Annotated in this window: 18 protein-coding genes, 1 tRNA gene, 1 other RNA gene and 1 pseudogene; 14 read left to right on the plus strand and 7 right to left on the minus strand. The window is 53.1% G+C overall.

Annotated features, from left to right (window positions below; genetic code table 11):
- Positions 1–148: 148 nt before the first annotated feature.
- A complete protein-coding gene (locus tag REH51_RS00710; protein ID WP_009724656.1) occupies positions 149–595 on the plus strand; it encodes an Rrf2 family transcriptional regulator in 447 nt (148 codons plus the stop codon).
- A 6-nt stretch (positions 596–601) separates the two neighbouring features.
- Here the strand turns inward: REH51_RS00710 and REH51_RS00715 are convergent, their stop codons facing one another.
- The gene (locus REH51_RS00715) at positions 602–1,813 is read right to left on the minus strand and encodes an NnrS family protein (protein WP_009724655.1); all 1,212 of its coding nucleotides are present in this window, start codon (positions 1,811–1,813) and stop codon (positions 602–604) included.
- A 158-nt stretch (positions 1,814–1,971) separates the two neighbouring features.
- Between REH51_RS00715 and hmpA the strand changes: the two genes are divergently transcribed.
- Entirely contained in the window at positions 1,972–3,144 is a 1,173-nt protein-coding gene (hmpA, locus tag REH51_RS00720; protein WP_009724654.1) for an NO-inducible flavohemoprotein, read from the plus strand.
- A 45-nt stretch (positions 3,145–3,189) separates the two neighbouring features.
- On the opposite strand, the gene REH51_RS00725 is transcribed toward hmpA, so the two are convergent.
- The 3 genes from REH51_RS00725 to REH51_RS00735 all read right to left on the minus strand — a co-directional run bounded on the left by REH51_RS00725 (position 3,190) and on the right by REH51_RS00735 (position 4,837).
- Positions 3,190–3,576, minus strand: coding sequence for a SirB2 family protein (locus REH51_RS00725; protein WP_009724653.1), 387 nt, complete (start codon positions 3,574–3,576; stop codon positions 3,190–3,192).
- An 11-nt stretch (positions 3,577–3,587) separates the two neighbouring features.
- Positions 3,588–4,010, minus strand: coding sequence for a hypothetical protein (locus tag REH51_RS00730; RefSeq protein WP_009724652.1), 423 nt, complete (start codon positions 4,008–4,010; stop codon positions 3,588–3,590).
- Between the two features lie 77 nt (positions 4,011–4,087).
- Entirely contained in the window at positions 4,088–4,837 is a 750-nt protein-coding gene (locus REH51_RS00735) for a hypothetical protein (protein ID WP_234667763.1), read from the minus strand.
- On the opposite strand from REH51_RS00735, the gene REH51_RS00740 reads away from it, so the two are divergent.
- The 5 genes from REH51_RS00740 (at position 4,836) to REH51_RS00760 (ending at position 11,334) form a co-directional block, all read left to right on the plus strand.
- Positions 4,836–6,734 carry a type IV pili methyl-accepting chemotaxis transducer N-terminal domain-containing protein gene (locus tag REH51_RS00740; RefSeq protein WP_498936623.1) on the plus strand — a complete coding sequence of 633 codons (1,899 nt, stop codon included), beginning with the start codon at positions 4,836–4,838 and terminating at the stop codon, positions 6,732–6,734. The two genes, REH51_RS00735 and REH51_RS00740, sit on opposite strands and share 2 nt — an antisense overlap.
- On the plus strand, positions 6,734–7,402 hold the full coding sequence (narL, locus tag REH51_RS00745; RefSeq protein WP_498936625.1) for a two-component system response regulator NarL: 669 nt from the start codon (positions 6,734–6,736) through the stop codon (positions 7,400–7,402). The genes REH51_RS00740 and narL overlap by 1 nt, the downstream gene beginning before the upstream one ends.
- A gap of 238 nt (positions 7,403–7,640) precedes the next feature.
- Positions 7,641–9,233: an MFS transporter gene (locus REH51_RS00750; RefSeq protein ID WP_009724648.1), complete on the plus strand. Its 1,593-nt coding sequence runs from the start codon at positions 7,641–7,643 to the stop codon at positions 9,231–9,233.
- Between the two features lie 91 nt (positions 9,234–9,324).
- The gene (locus REH51_RS00755; RefSeq protein ID WP_009724647.1) at positions 9,325–9,783 is read left to right on the plus strand and encodes a universal stress protein; all 459 of its coding nucleotides are present in this window, start codon (positions 9,325–9,327) and stop codon (positions 9,781–9,783) included.
- A 57-nt stretch (positions 9,784–9,840) separates the two neighbouring features.
- Positions 9,841–11,334, plus strand: coding sequence for an MFS transporter (locus REH51_RS00760; RefSeq protein WP_498936627.1), 1,494 nt, complete (start codon positions 9,841–9,843; stop codon positions 11,332–11,334).
- Between the two features lie 295 nt (positions 11,335–11,629).
- On the opposite strand, the gene ffs is transcribed toward REH51_RS00760, so the two are convergent.
- The 3 genes from ffs to REH51_RS00775 all read right to left on the minus strand — a co-directional run bounded on the left by ffs (position 11,630) and on the right by REH51_RS00775 (position 12,893).
- An RNA gene (ffs, locus tag REH51_RS00765) (signal recognition particle sRNA small type) lies at positions 11,630–11,726 on the minus strand.
- Between the two features lie 54 nt (positions 11,727–11,780).
- A tRNA-Met gene (locus REH51_RS00770) sits at positions 11,781–11,857 on the minus strand.
- 103 nt (positions 11,858–11,960) lie between these two features.
- Positions 11,961–12,893: a choline ABC transporter substrate-binding protein gene (locus REH51_RS00775; protein ID WP_498936629.1), complete on the minus strand. Its 933-nt coding sequence runs from the start codon at positions 12,891–12,893 to the stop codon at positions 11,961–11,963.
- A gap of 191 nt (positions 12,894–13,084) precedes the next feature.
- Between REH51_RS00775 and betI the strand changes: the two genes are divergently transcribed.
- From betI to REH51_RS00810, 7 genes and pseudogenes are all read left to right on the plus strand, one after another.
- Positions 13,085–13,708, plus strand: a complete 624-nt coding sequence (betI, locus tag REH51_RS00780; RefSeq protein ID WP_186004662.1) for a transcriptional regulator BetI — start codon at positions 13,085–13,087, stop codon at positions 13,706–13,708.
- 10 nt (positions 13,709–13,718) lie between these two features.
- Positions 13,719–15,188: a betaine-aldehyde dehydrogenase gene (betB, locus tag REH51_RS00785; protein ID WP_009724643.1), complete on the plus strand. Its 1,470-nt coding sequence runs from the start codon at positions 13,719–13,721 to the stop codon at positions 15,186–15,188.
- A 100-nt stretch (positions 15,189–15,288) separates the two neighbouring features.
- Positions 15,289–16,965 (plus strand): annotated as a pseudogene (gene betA, locus REH51_RS00790) (choline dehydrogenase).
- Positions 16,966–17,168: 203 nt separating this feature from the next.
- Positions 17,169–19,655 carry an acyl-CoA dehydrogenase gene (locus tag REH51_RS00795; protein WP_009724641.1) on the plus strand — a complete coding sequence of 829 codons (2,487 nt, stop codon included), beginning with the start codon at positions 17,169–17,171 and terminating at the stop codon, positions 19,653–19,655.
- 445 nt (positions 19,656–20,100) lie between these two features.
- Complete coding sequence (locus REH51_RS00800) at positions 20,101–21,198, plus strand: ABC transporter ATP-binding protein (RefSeq protein WP_498936630.1); 1,098 nt, start codon at positions 20,101–20,103, stop codon at positions 21,196–21,198.
- Positions 21,191–22,288 (plus strand): ABC transporter ATP-binding protein, encoded by a 1,098-nt coding sequence (locus REH51_RS00805; protein WP_498936632.1) that lies wholly within the window; start codon positions 21,191–21,193, stop codon positions 22,286–22,288. Before REH51_RS00800 ends, REH51_RS00805 begins: the two co-directional genes overlap by 8 nt.
- A complete protein-coding gene (locus REH51_RS00810) occupies positions 22,285–23,172 on the plus strand; it encodes a carbohydrate ABC transporter permease (RefSeq protein WP_009724638.1) in 888 nt (295 codons plus the stop codon). Before REH51_RS00805 ends, REH51_RS00810 begins: the two co-directional genes overlap by 4 nt.

Raw genomic sequence — 23,172 nt, forward strand, 5'->3', positions numbered from 1 at the left:
GCTGTTGAAATTACACCGTGCTTGAATGCTAGCTGTAGCGGAGCGGAATATGCTCACAGGCCTTCAACTACGTTTACATTGCAACTCACTGAACATTCATACAACATGCTTTTTATAGTTGGATTACTCTCGGAGCAAAACGCACTCCATGCACCTCACCCGATTCACTGATTATTCGATACGCGTATTGATCTTTCTTGCTACCAAGGGAGAGGAGCGCTCTACCATTCACGAGATTGCCGAAACCTTTAATATCTCACGCAATCATTTGATGAAAATTGTTCAAGAGCTAAGTCAAAAGAACTACGTTACCGCCATTCGTGGCAAGAATGGCGGGTTACTGCTGACACGGGACCCCGCCACCATTGGGTTAGGGGAGCTAGTACGCGAGATGGAGCATGACATGGCGTTGGTGGAGTGCTTTCATAGCGACAATGCCTGCATCATTACGCCTGCATGTCGCCTTCAACCGATTCTTAATGATGCACTGTCAGCATTTATAGGTGTGCTGGACCACTATACGTTGGCCGACCTACTAGGCAATCAACAATCTCAACTGGCGCAGCTTATGCGCATTCCTACCGTCAGCGCTTAGCACACACTAGCCATCCTGCCCATCGACTCGCGCCTGCATCAACGGCAACGTGTAGTGCATGAGGAATATTGCATAGGCCAAGCACCAGAAGATGATGCTCAGCGTGTAAGTCCAGTGGGTGATCTGGGGAAATAACACCAAAACGGGTGAGCGCACTAAGGCGGCTATTAGCATTAAGCCCAGTGCTACACCAATACCAGGCAATGTGCGTATGGGGCGGCCCGTATGACCTAGCGAAACCCTGGCCATCATGGCTAGCATCATGGTGCCCATGCCGCCAATGGTCAGAGCGTGCACGGCAAGTTCAACGCGCATCAGCCCCATAAGTGCCAAGCCCCACATGATTAGTCCTAGCGGAATGCAGGCGTAGCTACCGTGGAGCCCCCAAAGTAAAGGTTCGCGCCAACTGTGCACCCCACCCCAGCGCGCCATGCGAACACTATTAGCCAACGCCGCTAAGAACATCATCCCCGCCATTAATGAAGCAGGCATGGCAACTCCCAGTAAGACAACCAGCTGCAGCATGACTACGCCAGCCGTGCTAGCCAGCGTCACCCCTTCGAGTAAAGGAATAGGTTCAGGCTTGGTGCGGCTCAAACGATTGGCGGTAAACATGGCAATAACACGCCCGCCAATGACTGTCATCATCAGTGTAATTAACAGCACGGCTAAGTAGGCAGCTTGGCGGATCAGGTCGGCATCACCTTGCATGACTCCTAAGTGCATCGCCAGATTAGCAATGGCAAACAGCAACAGCACAGGTACAAAGATCAAGTTGCGCCAACGCTTTGCGGTGATAACGAGACGCGCCATAACCACGGCAACTACTGGCAGAAATGCAAGTTCAACCGTCAGCAGCATCCACTCCGGCAGCCCCATGGGGAAAGCCATCAGCACCCTACCTAATAGCCATAGCACCACCAGACCCAGTAGCGGCCCTCCGTTTAAACTCGGCAATCCTGTCCAGTTACGCACAGCGGTTAGTAAAAACCCCGCTACCACCGCCGCGGCAAAGCCAAACAACATTTCATGCTGATGCCAGAACACCAGACCGCCATAAGGTCGCAGCAAAATAGTGCCGTGCCAGAAGGCCAACCACACCAAGAGGGACACCACACTAAACAGCGCGGCCAGCAGAAAGAAAGGCCTGAAAGCCAGGCGCATTAAAGGTAAATGCTCAAGCTTAGAAGCAGGTTGGGATGAGGTGGTCGTTGGCATGGCGTAATCCCGACTAATTTACTTGGAAATATGAGTGTGCGCCTAGCCATCCACAAAGACCATGACATGCATCAAAAATACATCTTATGGCTAGCTTTTGTAGACCCATATCATTAAGATGCATTTTGAATGCATCTTAATGTGGCGAGGGAAAAACAGTGCTAACTCATGAGCAAGAAACACTAATCAACGCGACCGCTCCCGTCGTGGCCGAACACCTTAATGCGATTACCCAGCGCTTCTACCCGCTGATGTTTAGCCGCTATCCAGAGGTCAAACCACTTTTTAATGAGGTACACCAGCAAAGCGGCGGCCAGCCTCGTGCTCTCGCCAACGCCGTGTTGGCCTATGTTCAATTGCGCAGCAACCCTGCTCAAGCGCGCGCAACCCTTGATGTTGTGGTCAGCAAACACGTCTCGTTAGGCATTCTTCCTGAGCAGTACCCTATTGTCGGTGAGTGTCTGCTAGCCGCCATTGGCGAAGTGCTCGGTGATGCCGTGACACCAGAAATAGCCGATGCCTGGGGCGCTCTGTATAACGAACTCGCCGCCCTTCTCATCGACCTCGAAGACCAGCGTTATCGTGAGTTTGAGCAGCGCCCGGGCGGCTGGCGGGGTACACGCCGTTTCAAGATTGCCAGCACCCAGCAGGAAAGTGCTTTAATTCGCTCTTTTATTCTTGAGCCCGAGGATGGGGAGCGCGTGGCTGACCATGAGCCAGGTCAATATATCGGCGTACGTTTGACCATTAACGGCGAACTGGTCTATCGGCATTACAGCCTTTCGGACACACCGAACGGTCGAAGCTACCGAATCTCGATCAAACGCGAAGAACAGGGCCAAGTCAGCCGCCATTTCCATGATGTCTTACAACCAGGCGACACCCTGGAACTGTTACCACCAGCGGGTGACCTTACCTTGGTTGAGGGTGACGAGCCCCTACTGCTTGCCAGTGGCGGCGTTGGTCAAACACCTCTACTCCCCATGGCACGCCATGCTTTGTCCCTTGGGCGGCAAGTCACCTATCTACACGCTGCCTTGGATGCTGAGCATCAGGCCTTCAAAGGTGAACTAGAGGCGCTGCAGAGCGAGTATCCTCAACACCTTCAGGCTGTCCGCATTCATGAACGCGGCAACGAAGCCGAGCATATTGGTCGTATCGACCGCAGCTTATTAGCTCACTACTTGCCTGGCCTCAAGGCACGCTGCTATTTCGTCGGCCCCCAAGGGTTTATGACGGCGATTAACAGCGCTTTGTCTGAACTGGGTGTCGACGAGGATCGCCGACACTTCGAGCACTTTGGTCCTTCACGCCCGCTCGGCGCAGCTTAATAATGCTCAGTTAGGGTTATCATTTCGAGATAAGAACCAAGCCTCTCAGGCCAACCAGGATAAAGGGCTGTGATGAACAGCAGCCCCCACCATATAGGCAAAGATGGCCACTGCCACTACCGCTGCCAAGGCGCGCACCGCTGGCGTGGCCCCACGTTTAATCGCAATGGTACCAATACCGATATAGGCCAGCAGCGCCAGTAACTTGGCGCCAAGCCAAGGAAGCTGCCAGGGCCAAACGGAAAGCAACACCATCAAAGTCACCCCCAGCCCCAACAGAGCCGTATCGATGAGGTGAGGCAAAACCTTGACCCAACGGGCGTTGAGTCGCTGGCTTTCCTGTGCTGACCACCAGGCGCGCACTACGAAGAGTGTGATGCTCAGCGCAGCGGCCGTCATGTGAAGGTGTTTGATGAGAAAATAGTGCTCCATGGTAACCGTCCCTAGCCAACGTTAACCGCATCGCCGTGATGATCGAAGACAAGATAGGCGGTGATATTACCCATTTGCAGCGACTCCATCATACGCTGGAGCTGCCGTTCAACCTCGGCGTCATCTTTTGGGTCATCCATGGCAGCAGTGAAAACTAGATCCCATTCGATCTCGGTACGGCGAGACTCATCGACCAACGCCGCCATACTGGTCAATTCCTCCGTCGACTTATCTACGCAAACCACAGGCACCAACACTCCTCCTTCACCCTGTTCGAAGCGACGACGCTGGTCAGCATCAGGGAAATCAGGCAGCTCTGCGCGAACGAATACAAACAGAAGACGCTGAGGCTTAGGTTGTTTACGCGCCTCCTGCAGTAAATCGGCAAACGTGGCTATAGTCATAAAACCGGTGGTCATAACAACTGTGGTCATAAAATGGGCCTTATCGCTAGTAGTTAAGAATCAGTAGACAAAAATGAAGAACGAGTAGTTGAGAGTAATAGGTGGTGTTACTCGGGTGACTCTGCGAAAAGCCACAGCAGCAGCATTACCATAAACAAAGGGATCAACAGGCTAAGTGGCGCTGCGCGCCAACCATAGGCTTGGACGACCAGGGGTACCATCCTCAGAGAGAGCCCTACGCCAACCGCTAAAGCCAGACAAAGGGCGGCACAAAGACGCGCCCAATGACTAGGCATCCAGCCTTTCGCATGGGCAATGCCAGTGGTAATCACCGCGCCTCCTAAACCTAGCCCAACGCCCGCTAGTAGAAACTCCCATGGTTGGCTTGCCATCCCAAACCCAACCAGCGCCAACGCTAGCCCCAGCAATAACCCCTGTATCAAGCGGCAGGTGTCGCCTCGCCTTGCGATACACCAAGCCGGCCATGCCAGCAGTACTCCGCTACTCAACGGTAGCAGCACATAGAGTGGTTGTTTTGCGAGCAAGGCATAAAGTGTCCAGCTAGCCACCGCTATAGCGCTGGCCAGCGGCATTAGCAGCATAGCTACCAGCAACTGATAACCATTGACTGGTTCTATTGATGTCTCCAACGTGGGAGGCGGCACAGACGATGGCATGGCGTTTCCCAGCGAAGGTATAAAGACATCGGAAGACATGCCAGAATTGTCGGTAAATACCGGGTGTAGGTCAAAAAGCATCGGAGGTAGGTCGGCTAACCACAAAGGAATAGCCCTCGTATCGAAATGCAGACAGTGCCACACTCCCTTACCTCTTTCGCGGGCTATCGGAAATGCCATGAAATTACTTCAGCGCTCCCTGGTTGCTCGCATCATTGCGTCCCTGCTTGCCATTGGCGGGATGGCACTCATCAGTATCACCCTGACCATGGCGATGTCTAACAGCAGCCGTGGCGATGCTGCCGCGATTAATGTCGCTGGCTCATTACGCATGAATGCCTATCAGATTATGGGAGCCTTGCAACGCCTGGAGTATGCTCCAGAGAAGACAAGCGAGGAGCAGCTCGAAGGACTCATTTCGCGCTTCGATCAGCGTTTGCATGGCGCAACGTTACAACAAACGATCCCCGCCGATGATCGTCATGAGCGCCGCCGCCAACTGGAAAAACTTCAGAACTACTGGCATTACACGCTTCGCCCGGCACTACAGGCTCCGTCCGCTGCCGTAGAGCTTGACCTGGATACGCTAGAAACGATGATCGTTGCGATGGTCAATGACATTGAAGTGCTAGTGACGTATCTGGAACAAAGCACCGAGGCCAAGGTGCGGCTGCTGGGCATGATGCAACTACTCTTTTTGGTATTGATCGCGATTGTGGTCTCGATCGCCCTCTACGATGTCCGCCATAATCTGGTAGTGCCGCTGCGCCAGCTGATGGTACTTGCACGCGAGGCGGCGCAGCGTAATTTCAAGCCACGCTCAGAGCTACGCGGCAGTGATGAGCTGGCTTTGCTGGGCCACACCTTTAATAAGATGTCTGCCGAGCTGGCAACCAGCTACGCCGCATTGGAAGACAAGGTGTCGCGCAAGAAACAGGAGCTTGAGCGCAGCAATCAGGCGCTGCGAGTAATGCACGATGCTAGCCGTTCGCTGTATGGCGGCGGTAATGACCTTTGCTCCAGCGCAGCACCTATGCTGCGCGAACTGGAAAAGCTGCTGGATATCGGGCCAATTCGGCTTTCCCTAAACGACCCTTTCGACCAACGGGAAATGCCGGTCTTGGAAACCCACTCACGTACCCGGCCAGAGTATTGCCGTGACCAGGATTGCCACGCTTGCCTGATCGACCCCCGCCCCTTGGAGATGGTGTCTAATAATCAGTCCCAATGCTTACTGCTACCTATCAGCGTTGGCGACACGCTGCTAGGCACACTCGAAGTGTGGTATCCCCAGGAGCGGCTCAACGACAGCACTCGTCGGCTGCTCACCATGTTAGCCGACCAACTCGCCACGGCGGTGTACCTGCAGCGACGTATCGAAGAGCAGCAGCACGTCACGCTGATCAACGAGCGAACCATCATTGCGCGCGAACTCCACGACTCGCTAGCGCAATCGCTATCTTATCTCAAGATGCAGGTCGCCCGACTCGAACGCATGCAGCAAAAAGAGGCAACCCGAGAGGCGCAGTCCGCAGTATTTGACGAGCTGCGTACCGGTTTAAACAGCGCCTATCGTCAATTGCGTGAGCTACTCACCACCTTCCGACTCAAACTTGAGGGGCCGGGGCTGCAATTTGCCTTACGCCAAACCGTCGATGAGTTTAGCCAGCGCATGGGCGTAACGGTTGATCTTAACTATGATGTGCCACCTCACCTTCTTAACCCTAATGAAGAAATTCACGTGCTACAGATCATTCGTGAAGCGCTGGCCAATACCCACAAGCACGCCCAAGCTCACTGGGCGGGGGTCACTGTGCGTTTCACCGATGCCCGCCTGTTAGTGCGTATTGAGGATAACGGCATCGGCCTGGAAGACGATAGCTCGCCGCCGATGCACTACGGTTTAGTGATTATTCGCGACCGAACCACCACCCTGAACGGGGAGTTGAGTATCACCAATCGCCCCGTAGGAGGGGCCAGTATTGAGATAGTATTCACCCCGTTGACAGCTCGCTTAATTCAGCAGCAGCCTGTTTCGGCTGGCTCCGATTCTCACATAGATACAGAGACTTCTTAATGACGCTGACCACTGCCAACGATACACCCGCCACTCTAATGATTATTGATGACCACCCGCTGCTAAGGCGTGGCGTCGCTCAGTTGCTTGAACTAGAGGACGATCTTGAACTGGTTGGTGAGACGGGCGACCCTGAAGAAGGCATTGCACTGGCCCTCAAACGTGAGCCTGACTTGGTTTTACTTGATTTAAACATGCCGGGCGTCAATGGATTAGAAGCCTTGCGCCGCCTAAGGGAAGCCAACTATAGCGGTCGTGTGGTGATGTTCACAGTTTCCGACCATGAGGATGATGTGGTCGCGGCACTCCATAACGGTGCCGACGGTTACCTGCTAAAGGACATGGAGCCTGAAGACATGGTTCGCCAGTTGCGTCAGGCTGCTTTGGGACGCATGGTCATCAGCGAAAGCCTGACCGCCCTACTCGCTGAAGCTCTGCGTAATCAGCGCAATGCGCCCACCCCCCCCGATATTCATAGTCTAACGCAGCGTGAACGTGAAATTCTGCAGCAACTTGCTGGCGGACTCTCCAACAAACTCATCGCACGCAAGCTGGATATTACCGAAGGTACGGTCAAGGTTCACGTCAAGCATCTGCTCAAAAAGCTCAACTTACGTTCACGTGTCGAAGCCGCCGTTTGGGCAGTTCAGGCAGGTATCGATCACTAGTCGATTCTGAGTGGTTACCTCCAAAGATTCACAGAGTACTTCTGCCCTGACCCGCCTTTACCACCCTCCGATTTTTTCTCTTTAAAATCAACGAATCCAGGCTTTTCAGCGACTACCTCTCAAGAGGTATGTCGCTGATTTTACTGCCATTTACACCTATTCCCCAACTTCTTCCTCAAGCGTATCTTGCTGTTTAACTGCTACATGCAGATAGGTTTGATGCCAAGGGGAAATCGCCATGAGTAAGAGAAACGCCGACATTGAGAAGTGGGATGTCGAAGACGCCCAATTCTGGGAACAGGAAGGCAAGCACATCGCCAACCGCAACCTATGGATATCCATTCCCAGCCTGCTGATGGGATTCGCTGTCTGGATGATGTGGGGAATGATTACCACCCAGATGCAGAACCTGGGGTTTTCGTTCACGGTTAACCAGCTATTTTCACTGACCGCGCTTGCCGGTCTAGCAGGTGCCACACTGCGCATCCCAGCATCATTCATGATCCGCATCGCAGGCGGGCGTAACACTATCTTCCTCACCACCGCGCTATTGATGATCCCCGCTGCCGGTACTGGTATCGCCTTGATGAACCCAAGCACGCCGTTCTGGGTATTCCAGGCGTTGGCGTTACTTTCGGGTATCGGCGGTGGTAACTTCGCTTGTTCAATGAGCAACATTTCCACTTTTTATCCCAGCAAACAGCAAGGCTACGCCCTAGGCATGAATGCAGGCCTCGGTAATTTCGGCGTCACTACCATGCAGATTGTCATCCCACTGGTAATGACCGTCGGAATTTTCGGCGCTATAGCCGGTTCACCGATGGAATTACAAAGCGCTAGCGGTACGTTGATCGGCCGGATCGAAGCAGGTACCGATACCTGGATCCAGAATGCTGGCTTTATCTGGCTTGTATTTCTGATCCCGTTAGCGTTCGCCGGTTGGTTCGGCATGAATAATCTCCGCACTATTACGCCCAACCCTGGTTCGCCGCTGGCGGCTTTCAGCAAAATATTAGGCCTCTACGGCGTCGGCTTGGTGACCGCCATTGTCGGTATGTTAGCGCTCGGCTGGCTTAATATGTGGATTGCCCTGCCGCTAACCATCGTTCTAACCCTGGTGTTATTGCGCCTGATTCCTGGCGACATCAAGCCCAATATCCAGAAGCAGTTCGCGATATTTTCCAATAAGCACACTTGGTCAATGACCATCCTCTACATTCTGACCTTCGGCTCCTTTATCGGCTTCTCTGCGGCCCTGCCGCTCTCTATCAACGTCATCTTCGGCAACATGATGGAAGCGACTGCCGATGGCACGCTGATTCGCGTGGCCAACCCAGAGGCACCCAGCGCTTTGACCTGGGCCTGGATAGGCCCCTTCGTGGGCGCTCTGATCCGCCCATTGGGCGGATGGATCTCCGACAAAGTGGGCGGCTCCATCGTTACCCAAATAATCTCTGCGATCATGGTGGTCGCCTCTATCGCCACCGGCTACGTGATGATGCAGGCCTATAACGCCACCGATCCTAATCAATTCTTTTGGCTATTCCTGCTGCTATTCATCGTGTTATTCGCCGCTAGTGGTATCGGCAACGGCTCTACCTTCCGCAGCATCGGTGTGATTTTCGACCAGCAGCAGAAAGGCCCGGTACTTGGCTGGACATCTGCCGTCGCTGCCTATGGCGCCTTTATCGCCCCGCGGGTAATGGGCGAACAAATCCAAGCTGGCACACCGGAACTTGCCATGTACGGCTTTGCGGTGTTCTACGCCATCTGCCTGGTCATCAACTGGTGGTTCTATTTACGTAAAGGTGCCTACGTTAAGAACCCATGAGCTACGTTACCCCCCCTAAAGATGGCTTGCTTCTTTACGTCCGGAGCCAAGCTCCGGTTCTTGCCCCCCTACCCCACTGTGGGAGGACACCATGAAAATCATGATCGCCTATGACGGTTCGCGAAACGCTAAGCTGGCGCTCGCCCAGGTCGTCAATATGTTCCGCTGTAACCAACCTCTGCTGGTGCTAGTCGGCGTGGTTGAAAATCCACTCGACGCTACCGATAACAACGAGGTGCTTTTTCAGCAGGAGCACGATGAGGTTAAACAACACCTTCAAGAGGGTGTGGCATTCGCCATCGGCGAGGGCTTCCAGGCCGAGCAGCTTCTCGCCGAGGGGGATGCACGCAAGATGCTGCTGCAGGCCACTCGCAAACTCTCGCCAGACCTACTGGTGATTGCCCGCCATAGCCATCAGCCGGACGGCGGCATTATCGCCAAGTCGTTGACTTATTTCGTCGATGAACTCGACTACATGACTTTCGGCAGCGTCAGCTCGTTCCTGGCCCGGCGCGCCGAGTGTCCCTTGTTGATCCTACCCAGCCCTTGAGCAGCCTCTACACCTCCTTTGGTACAGCCCACCTTTGGGACACAGGACGATACGACCATGAAAGTTTCCGCTGTATTCAAGTTTCGCAGCCCCGAAATTCGGGCCTTGCACCTGACCTGGATTGCCTTCTTTATTACCTTTTACGTGTGGTTCAACATGGCGCCGCTCGCGTCGAGCATGCTCAAGAGCGTCGACTGGCTGACCACGGATGATCTCAAGCTGTTCGCCATTTGCAACGTCGCCTTAACCATTCCCGCGCGCATCATCGTCGGCATGGCATTGGATCGGTTCGGCCCGCGACGGGTGTTCTCGGTACTCATGGTAAGTATGTCGCTACCGGCGCTGGCGTTTGCTTTCGGTAACAGCATGACGCAGTTACTAGTGGCGCGTCTGGTACTGAGTTCCATTGGCGCCAGCTTCGTGGTCGGGATTCACATGACGGCGCTGTGGTTCAAGCCCAAGGACATCGGCTTCGCTGAAGGCTTTTACGCTGGTTGGGGTAACTTCGGCTCCGCCGTCGCGGCCATGTCGCTGCCGACCATCGCCCTGAGCATGTATGGCGGCCCCGATGGCTGGGGCTGGGCAATCGCCCAGAGCGCTATTGTTATGGCCGCTTACGGTGTTTACTACTGGTTCGCGATTACCGATGGCCCGGATGCTCAGGCTCACCGTAAGCCACGCAAATCCGCTGCCATGGAAGTGAGTTCCTGGGGCGATATGATCAAGCTGATCATCTGGACGATCCCACTGGTTGGCGTACTCGCCATTCTGGTCTGGCGTATTCAGTATATGGGCTACTTATCTGTTACCGGTGCGACCATCGCTTATCTCGCCATTATCGCGATCGTCATCTATCAGATTGTCCAGATCCTGAGAGTCAACCTACCGATCCTGCGCAAGGGCGTACCGGAAGATGATAAGTACTCGTTCAACAGTGTGGCGGCGCTTAACAGCACCTATTTTGCCAACTTCGGCGCTGAACTCGCGGTGGTGTCGATGCTGCCCATGTTCTTTGAGGAGACTTGGGGACTGAATGCCGCTACGGCTGGCCTGATTGCTGCGTCATTCGCGTTCGTCAATCTGGTGGCGCGCCCCATGGGCGGCATGGTTTCCGACCGCATGGGCAACCGGCGTTTTGTAATGCTGTGCTACATGTTTGGCATTAGCGTTGGGTTCTTACTGATGGCTTTGCTCAATTCAAGTTGGCCACTGATTCTGGCCATTGCGGTGACCATCGGCACCTCGATTTTCGTGCAAGGGGCTGAGGGAGCAACCTTCGGTATCATTCCCTCCATCAAGCGCCGCATCACTGGGCAGATATCCGGTATGGCCGGTGCCTACGGTAATGTTGGCGCGGTGGGTTACCTAACCATCTTTACGTTTGTCACTCCGTCACAGTTCTTCTACATCATCGCCACGGGCGCCTTCATCAGTTGGGTTATCTGCTTGGTGTGGCTCAAGGAGCCAGAAGGCGCTTTCGATGACGAGTACTACGTCTCTTCTGTTGATAGAGACATCGAAGAACAGGCTTTACAGAATGCCAAGCACTAAACGTTAGGATCCTCTTTAGCATCACGGCACTGTTAGCGTCGACTGGAGCCGGACAGTGCCGTGATGCTAATCCCCTCGGAAAACTAGAATGCTTATGAGTAGAAAATTCCTAGGAAACCTCTGATTAACTATTAGCACGCTATGGTTTTTTTTGACGTGAGAGTTGCAAAGCTTTCAATGGAGCACGACAAAACACCCTTTTGCAGAACTACTGCAAAAACGGACGATATCAAGAGGTAATTTATGCCAACTTAAGGAGGGAGTGATAACAAAACGACATTAGAAATGGAGGCAGCCCCAAAAGCCACATCCCGGCACACGCAGCCACCGCTACCGTTGCTCCCTTCCGGGCCTGGCGGGGTTTGCAGTTTAGCGTTGCGGGAGGACCTAAGGGGCCACCATAACGGCACACTCTGTATTTTAAGGTGAGTGCGCTAGTGCTGATGTGGTGGCTAAGCCCTGATTTGAACAGGGGACCCCATCATTATGAGTGATGTGCTCTAACCAGCTGAGCTACGTAGCCTTTCCCTCATCAACGAGTGCAGATTATGCCTATCTTAACTACGAAAGGCAAGCCGAAAACGACCTGCCTTTCATTCAATAACCCTGTTACGTGAATAGAGTGCTTATAGGGCTGCTTGGACAACCGGAAGCGCTTCTTCTCCAGTCCGGGTAGTCACACCTTCGAGCCATGCTTCTAGCACCTCACCGTTTTCATTAAGGTAACTGCGTGCTGCCTCTCGCGGGTCTACCCCATCGTCCATGATCGCACTCATCAGTTGGTTTTCCATTTCCAGAGTGAACGTCATGTTCTTCAGCAGTTCACCTACATTAGGACACGCTTCAACAAACCCTGCCCGAGTATTGGTATGCACGGTTGCGCCCCCCAGGTTGGGGCCAAAATAGTCTCCTGCGTCAGATAAATAAGCCATATCAAAATTAGTATTCATTGGATGAGGTTCCCAACCTAAAAACACCATCCATTTTTCATTTGGCACCCTCGCGCGAAGCTCAGCCAGCATACCCGCCTCGCTCGAATCAACGACTTGCCAATCACCTAGACCATAGGCGTTGTCATCAATCATTTGCTCAATCAGCTCATTACCATCATTGCCGGCTTCAATGCCGTGCAAACGTTGCTCAAACTGATCAGCATGCTCTGCCAGATCATTAACAGAGGTCACGCCCGCGTCATAGACATATTGAGGCACTGCCAAGGTGTACTTGGCACCCTCAAGGTTGACCACTAAACGTTCAACTTCACCTCGTTCCACATAGGGGTCGCTGATTGAAGCCATCGAGGGCATCCAGTTCCCCAAAAAAACGTCAAAATCATTATTGCGCATACCAGCGTAAGCAATCGGTACCGAGACAGTATCGACACGTGTTTCATAGCCAAGTGCTTCTAGCACTTCGTTAGCCAATGCCGTCGTTGCTGTAATATCGGTCCAGCCCACTTCTGCAAAGCGGACGCTACTACACTCATTAGCATAGGCACCCGCCGGTAAACAGGCAGTCAGTAATAACGTGCTTAGGCTTCGTGTGTATGTCCGTTTCATGTTGATCTTCCCCATTATCGGTTTTATATGAACACGCCCTATACGTAACAGTCGTAGAGACGAGAAAACAACGCACCCTTTTATTGATTGAACGTTCAATAAAAAAATGCCATCATGTTCAGGTAATCATGCCTACTCCTGGTTTTCAAGGTCAGGAACGAATGGGCATTCAACGTCAGTAGGAGATAGCTGTGCCTAAGGTGGGAATGGAACCGATACGCCGCCAGCAGTTAATTAAGGCTACCATGGCGGCCATAGATGAAGTTGGTTTAGCCGAAGCAACCGTCATGCGAATTGCCCGTCATGCTGGCGTTTCAGCAGGCATTATCAGCCACTATTTTGGCGGTAAGGACGGCCTGCTGGAAGCGACTATGCGGCAAATTTTGACCGATCTTAGTGACGCCGTTGCAGCACGCCGGCGGGCGTTAGAAGACGACTCTCCCCGCGCCCATATCGGTGCCATCATCGAAGGTAACTTTGATCGCACCCAGGTGACCGGCCCTGCCGCTAAAACTTGGCTCGCTTTTTGGGCTAGCAGCATGCACAAGCCCGTGCTTCAGCGGCTTCAGAATGTGAACGACCGCCGTTTGTACGCCAATTTATGTCATCAGTTCCAGCGTGTTATGCCTCGCCCAGATGCTCGCAATGCCGCCCGCGGACTTGCCGCAATGATTGATGGGCTATGGCTGCGTGGTGCGCTAACGCCTGAAGGGCTCGACGCTTCTGAAGCGCGACATCTTGCGCACAACTATCTCGATCAACTGCTTATTCATCATGGATGCCAGCAACGCGCATCCGCTGCAGAAACACAGTAAGGAGACCAACATGGCCGCTCAAGATATACAGCCACTTTATATTGATGGTCGTCCGGTAGACGCCACCTCCGGCGAGACATTTACCGTTTCCAATCCCTATGACGGCAGCCTGCTTGCCACGATTGGCCAAGCAAGTCAAGCCGATGTCGACCGCGCTGTAGAAGCCGCTCAACGCGGGCAGCGTGAATGGGCTGCAATGACCGGCATGGAGCGCTCACGCATCCTGCTGCGTGCTGTTGCGCTGCTAAGAGAACGAAATGATGAGCTTGCTGAGCTAGAAACGCACAACACGGGCAAGCCTATTAGTGAAACCGCAAGCGTCGATATTGTCACCGGTGCCGATGCCTTGGAATACTACGCAGGCCTCGCCCCCGCCATTGAAGGCAACCAGATTCCGCTGCGTGATAGCTCCTTTGTTTATACCCGTCGCGAGCCACTCGGGGTAATTGGCGCCATTGGTGCCTGGAACTATCCTATCCAAATCGCCTGTTGGAAAGCCGCCCCTGCACTGGCAGCCGGTAACGCAATTGTTTTCAAGCCCAGTGAAGTAACGCCGCTAACCGCTATCAAACTAGCCGAAGTTTTCACTGAAGCAGGCCTGCCTAACGGTGTCTTCAATGTGGTTCAAGGTGATGGTCGCGTCGGCGCCATGCTGACCGAGCACGAAGGTATCGCCAAAGTATCGTTTACTGGCGAAGTGGGTACGGGCAAAAAGGTCATGTCTGCTGCCGGTGGCTCTACCCTGAAAGACGTCACCATGGAACTGGGCGGTAAATCTCCACTGATCGTGTTTGCCGACGCCGATTTAGATCGTGCTGCTGATGCCGCTATGATGGCCAATTTCTACTCCAGCGGCCAGATCTGCACTAACGGCACTCGCGTGTTTGTTGAACGCAGCGTTAAAGACGCCTTTGAGGCGAAGTTGGTTGAGCGCGTTAAGCGTATTAAAGCGGGCGACCCGATGGATCCCAGCGTTAACTTCGGCCCGCTAGTGAGCTTTGAACATCAGCAAAAAGTACTTTCCTACATTGCCCTGGGTAAAGAGCAAGGCGCGCGAGTATTGGCTGGGGGCGATGAGTGGAATACCGGTGACTGGGCGAATGGCGCTTGGGCTGCGCCCACCATCTTCACCGACTGCACTGACGACATGCGCATCGTAAAAGAAGAGATCTTTGGCCCAGTGATGTCCGTACTCGTCTTTGATGACGAAGAAGACGTTATTCGCCGCGCCAATGACACCAAATATGGCCTAGCGGCGGGTGTTTTCAGCGAAAGCTTAAACCGTGCTCACCGGGTTATTCACCAGTTGGAAGCCGGCATTTGCTGGATCAACACCTGGGGCGAGTCACCTTCTGAAATGCCGGTAGGTGGTTACAAAGAGTCGGGCATTGGCCGTGAGAACGGCGTTGAGACGCTTAATCACTATACCCAGACCAAGTCCGTACAGATCGAGATGGGGCCGTTTGAGTCGGTGTTTTAAATCGAAGTAATGGACGCCACCGGTAGGTATATCGAGGAGACACGTCTCTTTTATATCTACCGGTTCATTACCAATTCTTCGACTCTTCCAAGGTAAAACCATGTCTCAATCACGCGAATTTGATTACATCATTATCGGCGCAGGTTCAGCGGGTAACGTGCTGGCCACCCGCCTGACCGAAGACAGCGATGTCAGCGTTTTGCTGCTCGAGGCAGGCGGCCCCGATTACCGTCTCGACTTTCGTACCCAAATGCCCGCTGCACTGGCTTACCCGCTACAAGGCAAACGCTACAACTGGGCATTTGAAACCGACCCCGAGCCGTATATGGATGGCCGCCGCATGGAGTGTGGCCGAGGCAAAGGCCTGGGCGGCTCTTCACTGATCAACGGCATGTGCTATATCCGCGGCAACGCCCTGGATTACGATAACTGGGCCAAGCAATCCGGCCTGGAAGAGTGGGATTACCTCAGTTGCCTGCCCTATTTCAAAAAGTGCGAAACCCGCGATATTGGCCCTAATGATTACCACGGCGGCGACGGCCCTGTCAGCGTGACCACGCCTAAAGCTGGCAATAATCCGCTTTACCGCACGTTTATCGAAGCTGGCAAACAGGCTGGCTAACCTGAAACTGAAGATGTTAACGGTTACCAGCAAGAGGGCTTTGGCCCCATGGACCGTTTCGTCACGCCTAAGGGACGCCGCGCGTCTACCGCACGCGGCTACTTGGATACCGCCAAGCAGCGCAGCAACCTGACCATCGAAACCCACGCAGTTACCGATGTGATTGAGTTTGATGGTAAACGTGCCGTTGGCGTGCGTTACGAGCAAAAAGGTCAGCCACAAACGGCTCGCGCCCGTCGCGAAGTGCTGCTGTGTGGCGGTGCAATTGCTTCACCACAGATTCTCCAGCGTTCTGGCGTAGGCAACCCAGAATGGCTTAAAGAATTAGGCATTTCAGTGGTTCATGAGCTGCCCGGCGTGGGTGAAAATCTCCAAGACCACCTTGAGATGTATATTCAGTACGAATGCAAAGAGCCGATATCGCTGTATCCAGCGCTGAAATGGTACAACCAGCCAAAGATTGGTGCTGAGTGGCTATTTAAAGGTACCGGCGTTGGCGCCAGCAATCAGTTTGAATCCTGCGGATTTATTCGTAGTAATGATGAGGAAAAGTGGCCAAATCTGCAGTACCACTTCCTACCCATCGCGATCAGTTACAACGGTAAAAGCGCCGTGCAGGCACATGGCTTCCAGGCACACGTGGGCTCGATGCGTTCGGAAAGCCGGGGGCGAATTCGCCTGACATCGAAAGACCTACACGCGGCACCCAGCATCTTGTTTAACTACATGGCCAAAGAGAAAGATTGGCAAGAGTTCCGCGATGCGATTCGCCTAACACGCGACATCATCGCTCAGCCAGCGTTTGATAAGTACCGTGGCCGTGAAATTGCGCCTGGCCCAAGCGTACAGAGTGACGAAGAGCTCGATAACTTCGTCAAGCAGCATGCCGAGACGGCTTACCACCCTTGTGGCAGTTGCCGCATGGGCGAAGGTGAAATGGCGGTGACCGACGGTCAAGGGCGCGTGCACGGCCTTGATGGCCTGCGCGTGGTCGATGCATCACTGTTCCCGGTCATTCCCACCGGCAACCTCAACGCACCGACCATTATGCTGGCGGAAAAAATTGCTGATCGCATTCGAGGTCGCGAGCCGCTACCCCGCGCTAATGTTGATTATTATGTCGCTCAAGGCACACCCGCCAAACAGGCTTCATAAAAGCGCAACTCCTGGATACGGTTAAGAACGCTAAACGCTATGGCTAAATACCATAGCGTTTTTTTATGTCTTATTTACGCTACAGTAAAGGGTATATAGCGAACGTATAAGAGTGAAACGCTTGCACTTAGATAGGTGACTCTGACAATATTCAAACATACGTTTAAATGCGTTCATAATTAACCACCCACGGAGAAACCCCCATGCTCACCTTACTACTCATTGTGCTTGCCGTTGCAGGCTTGCTCGTGGTGATGCGCCGCGAAGCAGGTGCTACGCCAGCACTCGCCTTGCTTGGCGTACTGGGCTTAGTAGGCTTAGTGCTAGACGCGCCAATTATTGGCACACTTTTATTGCTTGCAGCGGCGGCCGTTGCGATTGCGGGCCTGCCTGCATTACGCAGCAAGTGGCTGACGCCGCGCATTTTCGCCACCTTCAAAAAGGTAGCGCCGAAAGTGTCTGATACGGAGCGCACGGCATTAGAAGCGGGCAGCGTCTCCTGGGATGGCGAGCTATTCTCTGGCAAACCTCAATGGGAATCGTTGCTTAATTTTAAAGACGAAGGCCTGAGTGAGGCAGAACAAGCGTTCTTGGATAATCAGTGTGCGAAAGCAGCTGGCATGTGTAACGCGTGGGATATCGCTCAAGAGCGCGCCGATTTACCCCAACAACTGTGGGATTATCTAAAAAAAGAAGGCTTCTTCGGCATGATTATTCCGAAGGAGTACGGTGGCCTAGGATTCTCGGCTAAAGCCCAATCCATGGTGCTGCAGAAGCTCTCAGCTAATGAGACGCTGATGGTCACCGTTGGCGTACCGAACTCACTCGGCCCAGGCGAGCTGCTGCTAAAATACGGCACTCAAGAACAGAAAGACCATTACTTACCGCGTCTCTCTGATGGCCGCGAGATTCCCTGCTTCGGCCTGACCGGCCCGCGTGCTGGCTCTGATGCCACGTCGTTACCGGATACGGGCGTCGTCTGCAAGCAAGTCATCAACGGTGAAGAAGTGCTTGGCTTACGCCTTAACTTCGAAAAACGCTGGATCACCCTGGCTCCAATCGCCACGGTGGTGGGCCTAGCCTTCCGTCTTTTCGATCCAGAAAAATTGTTAGGTGACGAAGAAGATCGCGGCATTACCCTTGCTCTCGTTCCCCGGGATACTCAGGGCATGGACATTGGCCGTCGCCACCACCCTATCGGTAGCCCCTTCATGAACGGCCCGATTAAAGGTAACGATGTATTTGTACCGCTGGATACTATTATTGGTGGCCCAGACATGATCGGCCAAGGCTGGCGCATGCTGGTCGAGTGTCTCTCGATTGGTCGCTGCATTACCTTGCCTTCTGGCGCGACCGGTACTGCCCGCTACGCGCTAGGTTGGAGCGGTGGCTTTACCCGCGTTCGTCGTCAGTTCAACGTACCCGTGGCAGAAATGGAAGGTGTTCAGGAGCCGTTAGCGCGCATGGCCTCGCTGGCTTATATCTCTGCTGCTACGGTTTACCAAACCGCCAACCTGATCGACCATGGCGAAAAACCTGCCGTACCTTCAGCAATTTTGAAGAGCCAACTGACCGAGTTCCAACGCGTGCTACTTAGCGATGCAATGGATGTTCACGGCGGTAAAGCCGTTACCCTTGGTCCACGCAACTATTTAGGCATTGGCTACAGTGCTAACCCAGTGGCAATCACTGTGGAAGGCGCCAACATAATGACTCGCAACCTAATGATCTTTGGTCAAGGTGCGATTCGCTGCCACCCCTATGTACTGGACGAGCTGGCCGCTAAAGATGCCAACGACGTTAAAGCCTTCGACAAAGCTTTCTTTGGTCACGCAGGGCTGATTTTCGGCAACGCTGCTCGTGCCTTTACGCTTGGATTTGGCCTAGGCAAAGCAAGTGTACCTTTTAGTGGCCCCGCCGCTATCTACGCTCAGGATATTGCACGCATTTCAGCAGGCTTTGGCTTGTGCGCTGATGCCGCCATGGCAAGTCTTGGCTCCACGCTGAAAAAGCGCGAAATGCTATCAGCGCGCCTAGGTGACGTGTTGTCCAACCTCTACTTGGCCTCGATGGTGCTAAAGCAGTGGCACAACGGCAATAAAGTAGAAGGTGAAGAAGCACTGTTGCATTACAGCCTGCAGTTCTTGCTTAACCGTGCAGAGCAGGCATTCGTGGAAATCTTCGACAACCTACCGAATCGCGCGCTAGGCAAGGTGTTGAAAGTCGTGGTAATGCCGACTGGCCGCCGTTGGAATAAACCACATGACGACTTGGCCCGTGATATCGCACAGCGTGTATCTACGCATAGCGCCCTGCGTAGCAAGCTACTTTCCAATACCTGGGATAAAGATGATGGCGCAGAGTCTAACCCACTCGCTCGCTACAACGCATTGCTGGTTGATTATGATCGTGCCGAAGCCCTCTACCGTACGGTGAACAAAGCCTACGCCAAAGGTGAGCTTCCGCAAACGGCACTACACCCTGAAGCACGCGTAGAAGCCGCACTGGAAAAAGGACTTATTCAAGAAGACGACGCACAGTTTATGCGTACATTTGAAGCAGAAGTGCTTGAGATGCTGACGGTTGATGATTTCGCCTATGACGCGTTTGCCAATGATAAATCGACGTTGATTAATCACAACGCAGCGCCTGTGGCTACGCCTCAGCAAGCAGAAACTAGCGTTAAATAGTCCTATTCCGCTCGAACTAGCAATCCTAACCGGCCTCTCCAGGCCGGTTTTTTTTGACATATTTTCAAAAACGAAACAAACGAACATTCGTTTATCTCGCTCAGCGGCTACGCTACCTCTCTAAACGACTCGTCTTAATACCCTTTTCTTACCGAAACAACAGACAAACAGCACTTTTGGCTGCCAGAAGCACTGACGGTGTACGCCTAAAAGCGAATACAAACAGCTACAAAAGTCGTTGCAAGTTCGCAAATGATCAACTAGCCTTTCGTTATTGAAAATAAAGTGAGTAAAAGTCCGCTTGATGGTTGGCTGACGATAAATTGCAAACAGCCAAGGCTAACATCTTGAATAAGCGGCTAACGCTTCACTTTTATCAATAGCGATCAACGCAAGACTTCTACCAATAACACTTATCAATAACAATGACGTTAGCGAGATCGGCATGTCCTTACATCTGCAAAATATCGACCATATCGTCGGTGGTGAACCCCATATTAGTGGGATAAATCTTGAGTTGGAGCCAGGTTCCTTCAATGTGCTGCTAGGAAGAACCTTAGCAGGTAAAACAACGCTCATGCGGTTAATGGCGGGTTTGGAGCAACCGACCCGTGGGCGAATCTACATGGATGGCAAGGACGTCACGGGCGTATCAGTACGCAAACGCAATGTTTCCATGGTGTATCAGCAATTCATCAATTACCCAAGCCTTAACGTTTACAACAACATAGCGTCACCACTTAAGCTGGCTAAAGCATCGAAGCAAGAAATCGATAAGCGTGTGCGCGAACCCGCCGCCATGCTGGGGATTGATCACTTGCTGGATCGCTTGCCGCTGGAGCTTTCAGGTGGACAACAGCAGCGTACCGCCATGGGCCGTGCGCTGGTTAAGGATGCGGACCTAATCCTGTTTGATGAACCGCTGGTCAACCTTGACTACAAACTGCGTGAAGCATTGCGCGATGAACTTCGCGAGCTGTTCAAGGCGCGTAACTGCATTGCCGTTTATGCCACCACTGAGCCCAACGAAGCACTAGCGCTAGGAGGCAACACCGCCGTGCTGCATGAAGGCAAGCTGTTGCAATACGGCCCCACCGAGCAGATCTATCGCGAGCCTAACGGCATCCTGAGCGCCGAGATGTTTTCAGAACCGCCAATCAATATTGTGCCGGGGCATCTTACTGCCAATGAAATCACCTTTGATCAGGATATACATTTCCCCTGCGATGTGGCGCTACGCAACCTACCTGCGGGACCATACCGGTTTGGTGTCCGTGCCTCTCACGTCAGCCTGCAGCCTAATGCAGCGGATGATCTAGAGCTTGAAGTTGAAGTTGAAGTGGCCGAAATCAGCGGCTCGGAAACTTTCCTCCACGTGCGGCACAGTTTATTTCCTTTGGTACTCCATTTGCTTGGCATTCATACGCCCAAAGTCAATCAGCGCCTAAAGGTCTACTTCCCCACCCACAAGCTGTTTGTCTTTGATCAGCAGGGTTCTATTGTTCATACGCCGGAAACACGGGGAGGAAATCAGCATGGCTGAGATCGTACTGAAGGCTCTCGCGCATACTTATAGCGCTAATCCTCAATCACCTGAAGACTACGCTATTCGCCAGATGGAACACGTTTGGCACCAAGGCGGCGCTTATGCCCTACTGGGGCCATCGGGGTGTGGCAAATCTACTCTGCTGAACATTATTTCCGGGCTGCTCGAACCTTCCGAAGGGGATGTGCTGTTTGATGGCCAGCGAGTTAACGAGCTGCCGCCTGAGGAGCGTAACATCGCTCAGGTTTTTCAGTTCCCGGTGATCTACGACACCATGACGGTGTTTGATAACCTCGCCTTTCCATTGCGTAACATCAACATTCCAGGTCACCGCATCACGCCAAAGGTAGAGGAAGTCGCGGAGATTCTGGAGTTGACCCCACTGCTCAAGCGCAAAGCCAAAGGGCTGACCGCCGATGAGAAGCAAAAGGTTTCCATGGGGCGCGGCTTGGTGCGCGATGATGTCTCGGCAATTCTATTTGACGAGCCGTTAACGGTTATCGACCCTCAGCTCAAGTGGAAATTACGCCGCAAGCTGAAGGAGATTCACCAGCGCTTCAATATCACCATGATTTACGTCACCCATGACCAGCTGGAAGCATCAACTTTCGCCGACAAAATCGCCGTGATGTATGAAGGCCAAGTGGTTCAGTTCGGCACTCCCCAAGAGCTGTTTGAAACTCCCGCGCATACCTTTGTTGGCTACTTTATCGGCAGTCCCGGCATGAACATTCTGGATGTTCACCACCACGCAGGTGAGGTCATCTTTGCTGACATACCACTCCCCATGCCGCAAACGTTTGTTGACGCCATTGCCAATACTAAAAGTTCGAATATAAAAATCGGCATTCGCCCCGAATTTGTAACTGTGCATGCCAGCAAACGTGAAGGCGCCCTGCCCGCTCGTAAGCGGCAGGGGCAGGACCTAGGCACCTACTCAATTGTTACCTTTGAGCTGGGTGGCCAGACATTTAAGGCACGCTTGCCGGAAGGTCACCCTGAATTCGGAGACGATATTTATCTCACCTTCGACCACGATCAGTTAGGGCTGTTTGTGGACGAATACCGGGTGGAGGTTACCTCATGAATAATAAAGTCTATAACAATCGCGCCTGGCTATTAGTCCTGCCAATGCTGGTACTTGTGGCGTTCTCCGCCATCATCCCCTTGATGACAGTGGTCAACTACTCTGTGCAGGACGTGCTAGGCCCCAATGCCAGCTTCTTTACCGGCACCGAGTGGTTTCGCACCATGCTCAACGACTCGGCGCTGCAAGCTGCATTTGGTCGGCAGATACTGTTTTCATTGATTATTCTGGCTATCCAGATTCCTTTGGGGATAGGGATAGCACTGATTATGCCAAAACAGGGCTGGCAGGCGTCTGCCGTTCTAATTCTGATTACCCTGCCCCTACTGATTCCTTGGAACGTCGTTGGCAGTATCTGGCAAATCTTTACCCGTGGCGATATTGGGCTAATGGGCTGGGGGCTGCGCGAGCTGGGTATTAATTACAATATTACCCGTAATGCCGGTGACGCCTGGGCAACCATTATCTTAATGGATGTATGGCACTGGACACCGCTTGTCGCAATGCTCTGCTATAGCGGGCTGCGCTCTATTCCTGAAGCCTATTACCAAGCGGCAAGGATTGACCGTGCCTCTAAATGGGCAGTGTTTCGCTATATTCAGCTGCCGAAGCTAACCAACGTTCTGGTCATCGCGGTACTACTGCGCTTCATGCACTCCTTCATGATCTACGCCGAGCCCTTTGTACTAACCGGCGGAGGACCAGGCAGCTCAACCACATTCCTGACCCAATCGCTTGCCACCATGGCCATCGGTCAGCAGGATCTGGGGCCTTCTGCCGCCTTCTCGATCATTTACTTCCTCGTCATTCTGCTAGTGAGTTGGGTGTTCTATACCACCATCATGCATCTGCAGAAAGATAAGAATTCACAGGGAGGCGTGTGA

The organism is Halomonas bluephagenesis (assembly GCF_054790765.1).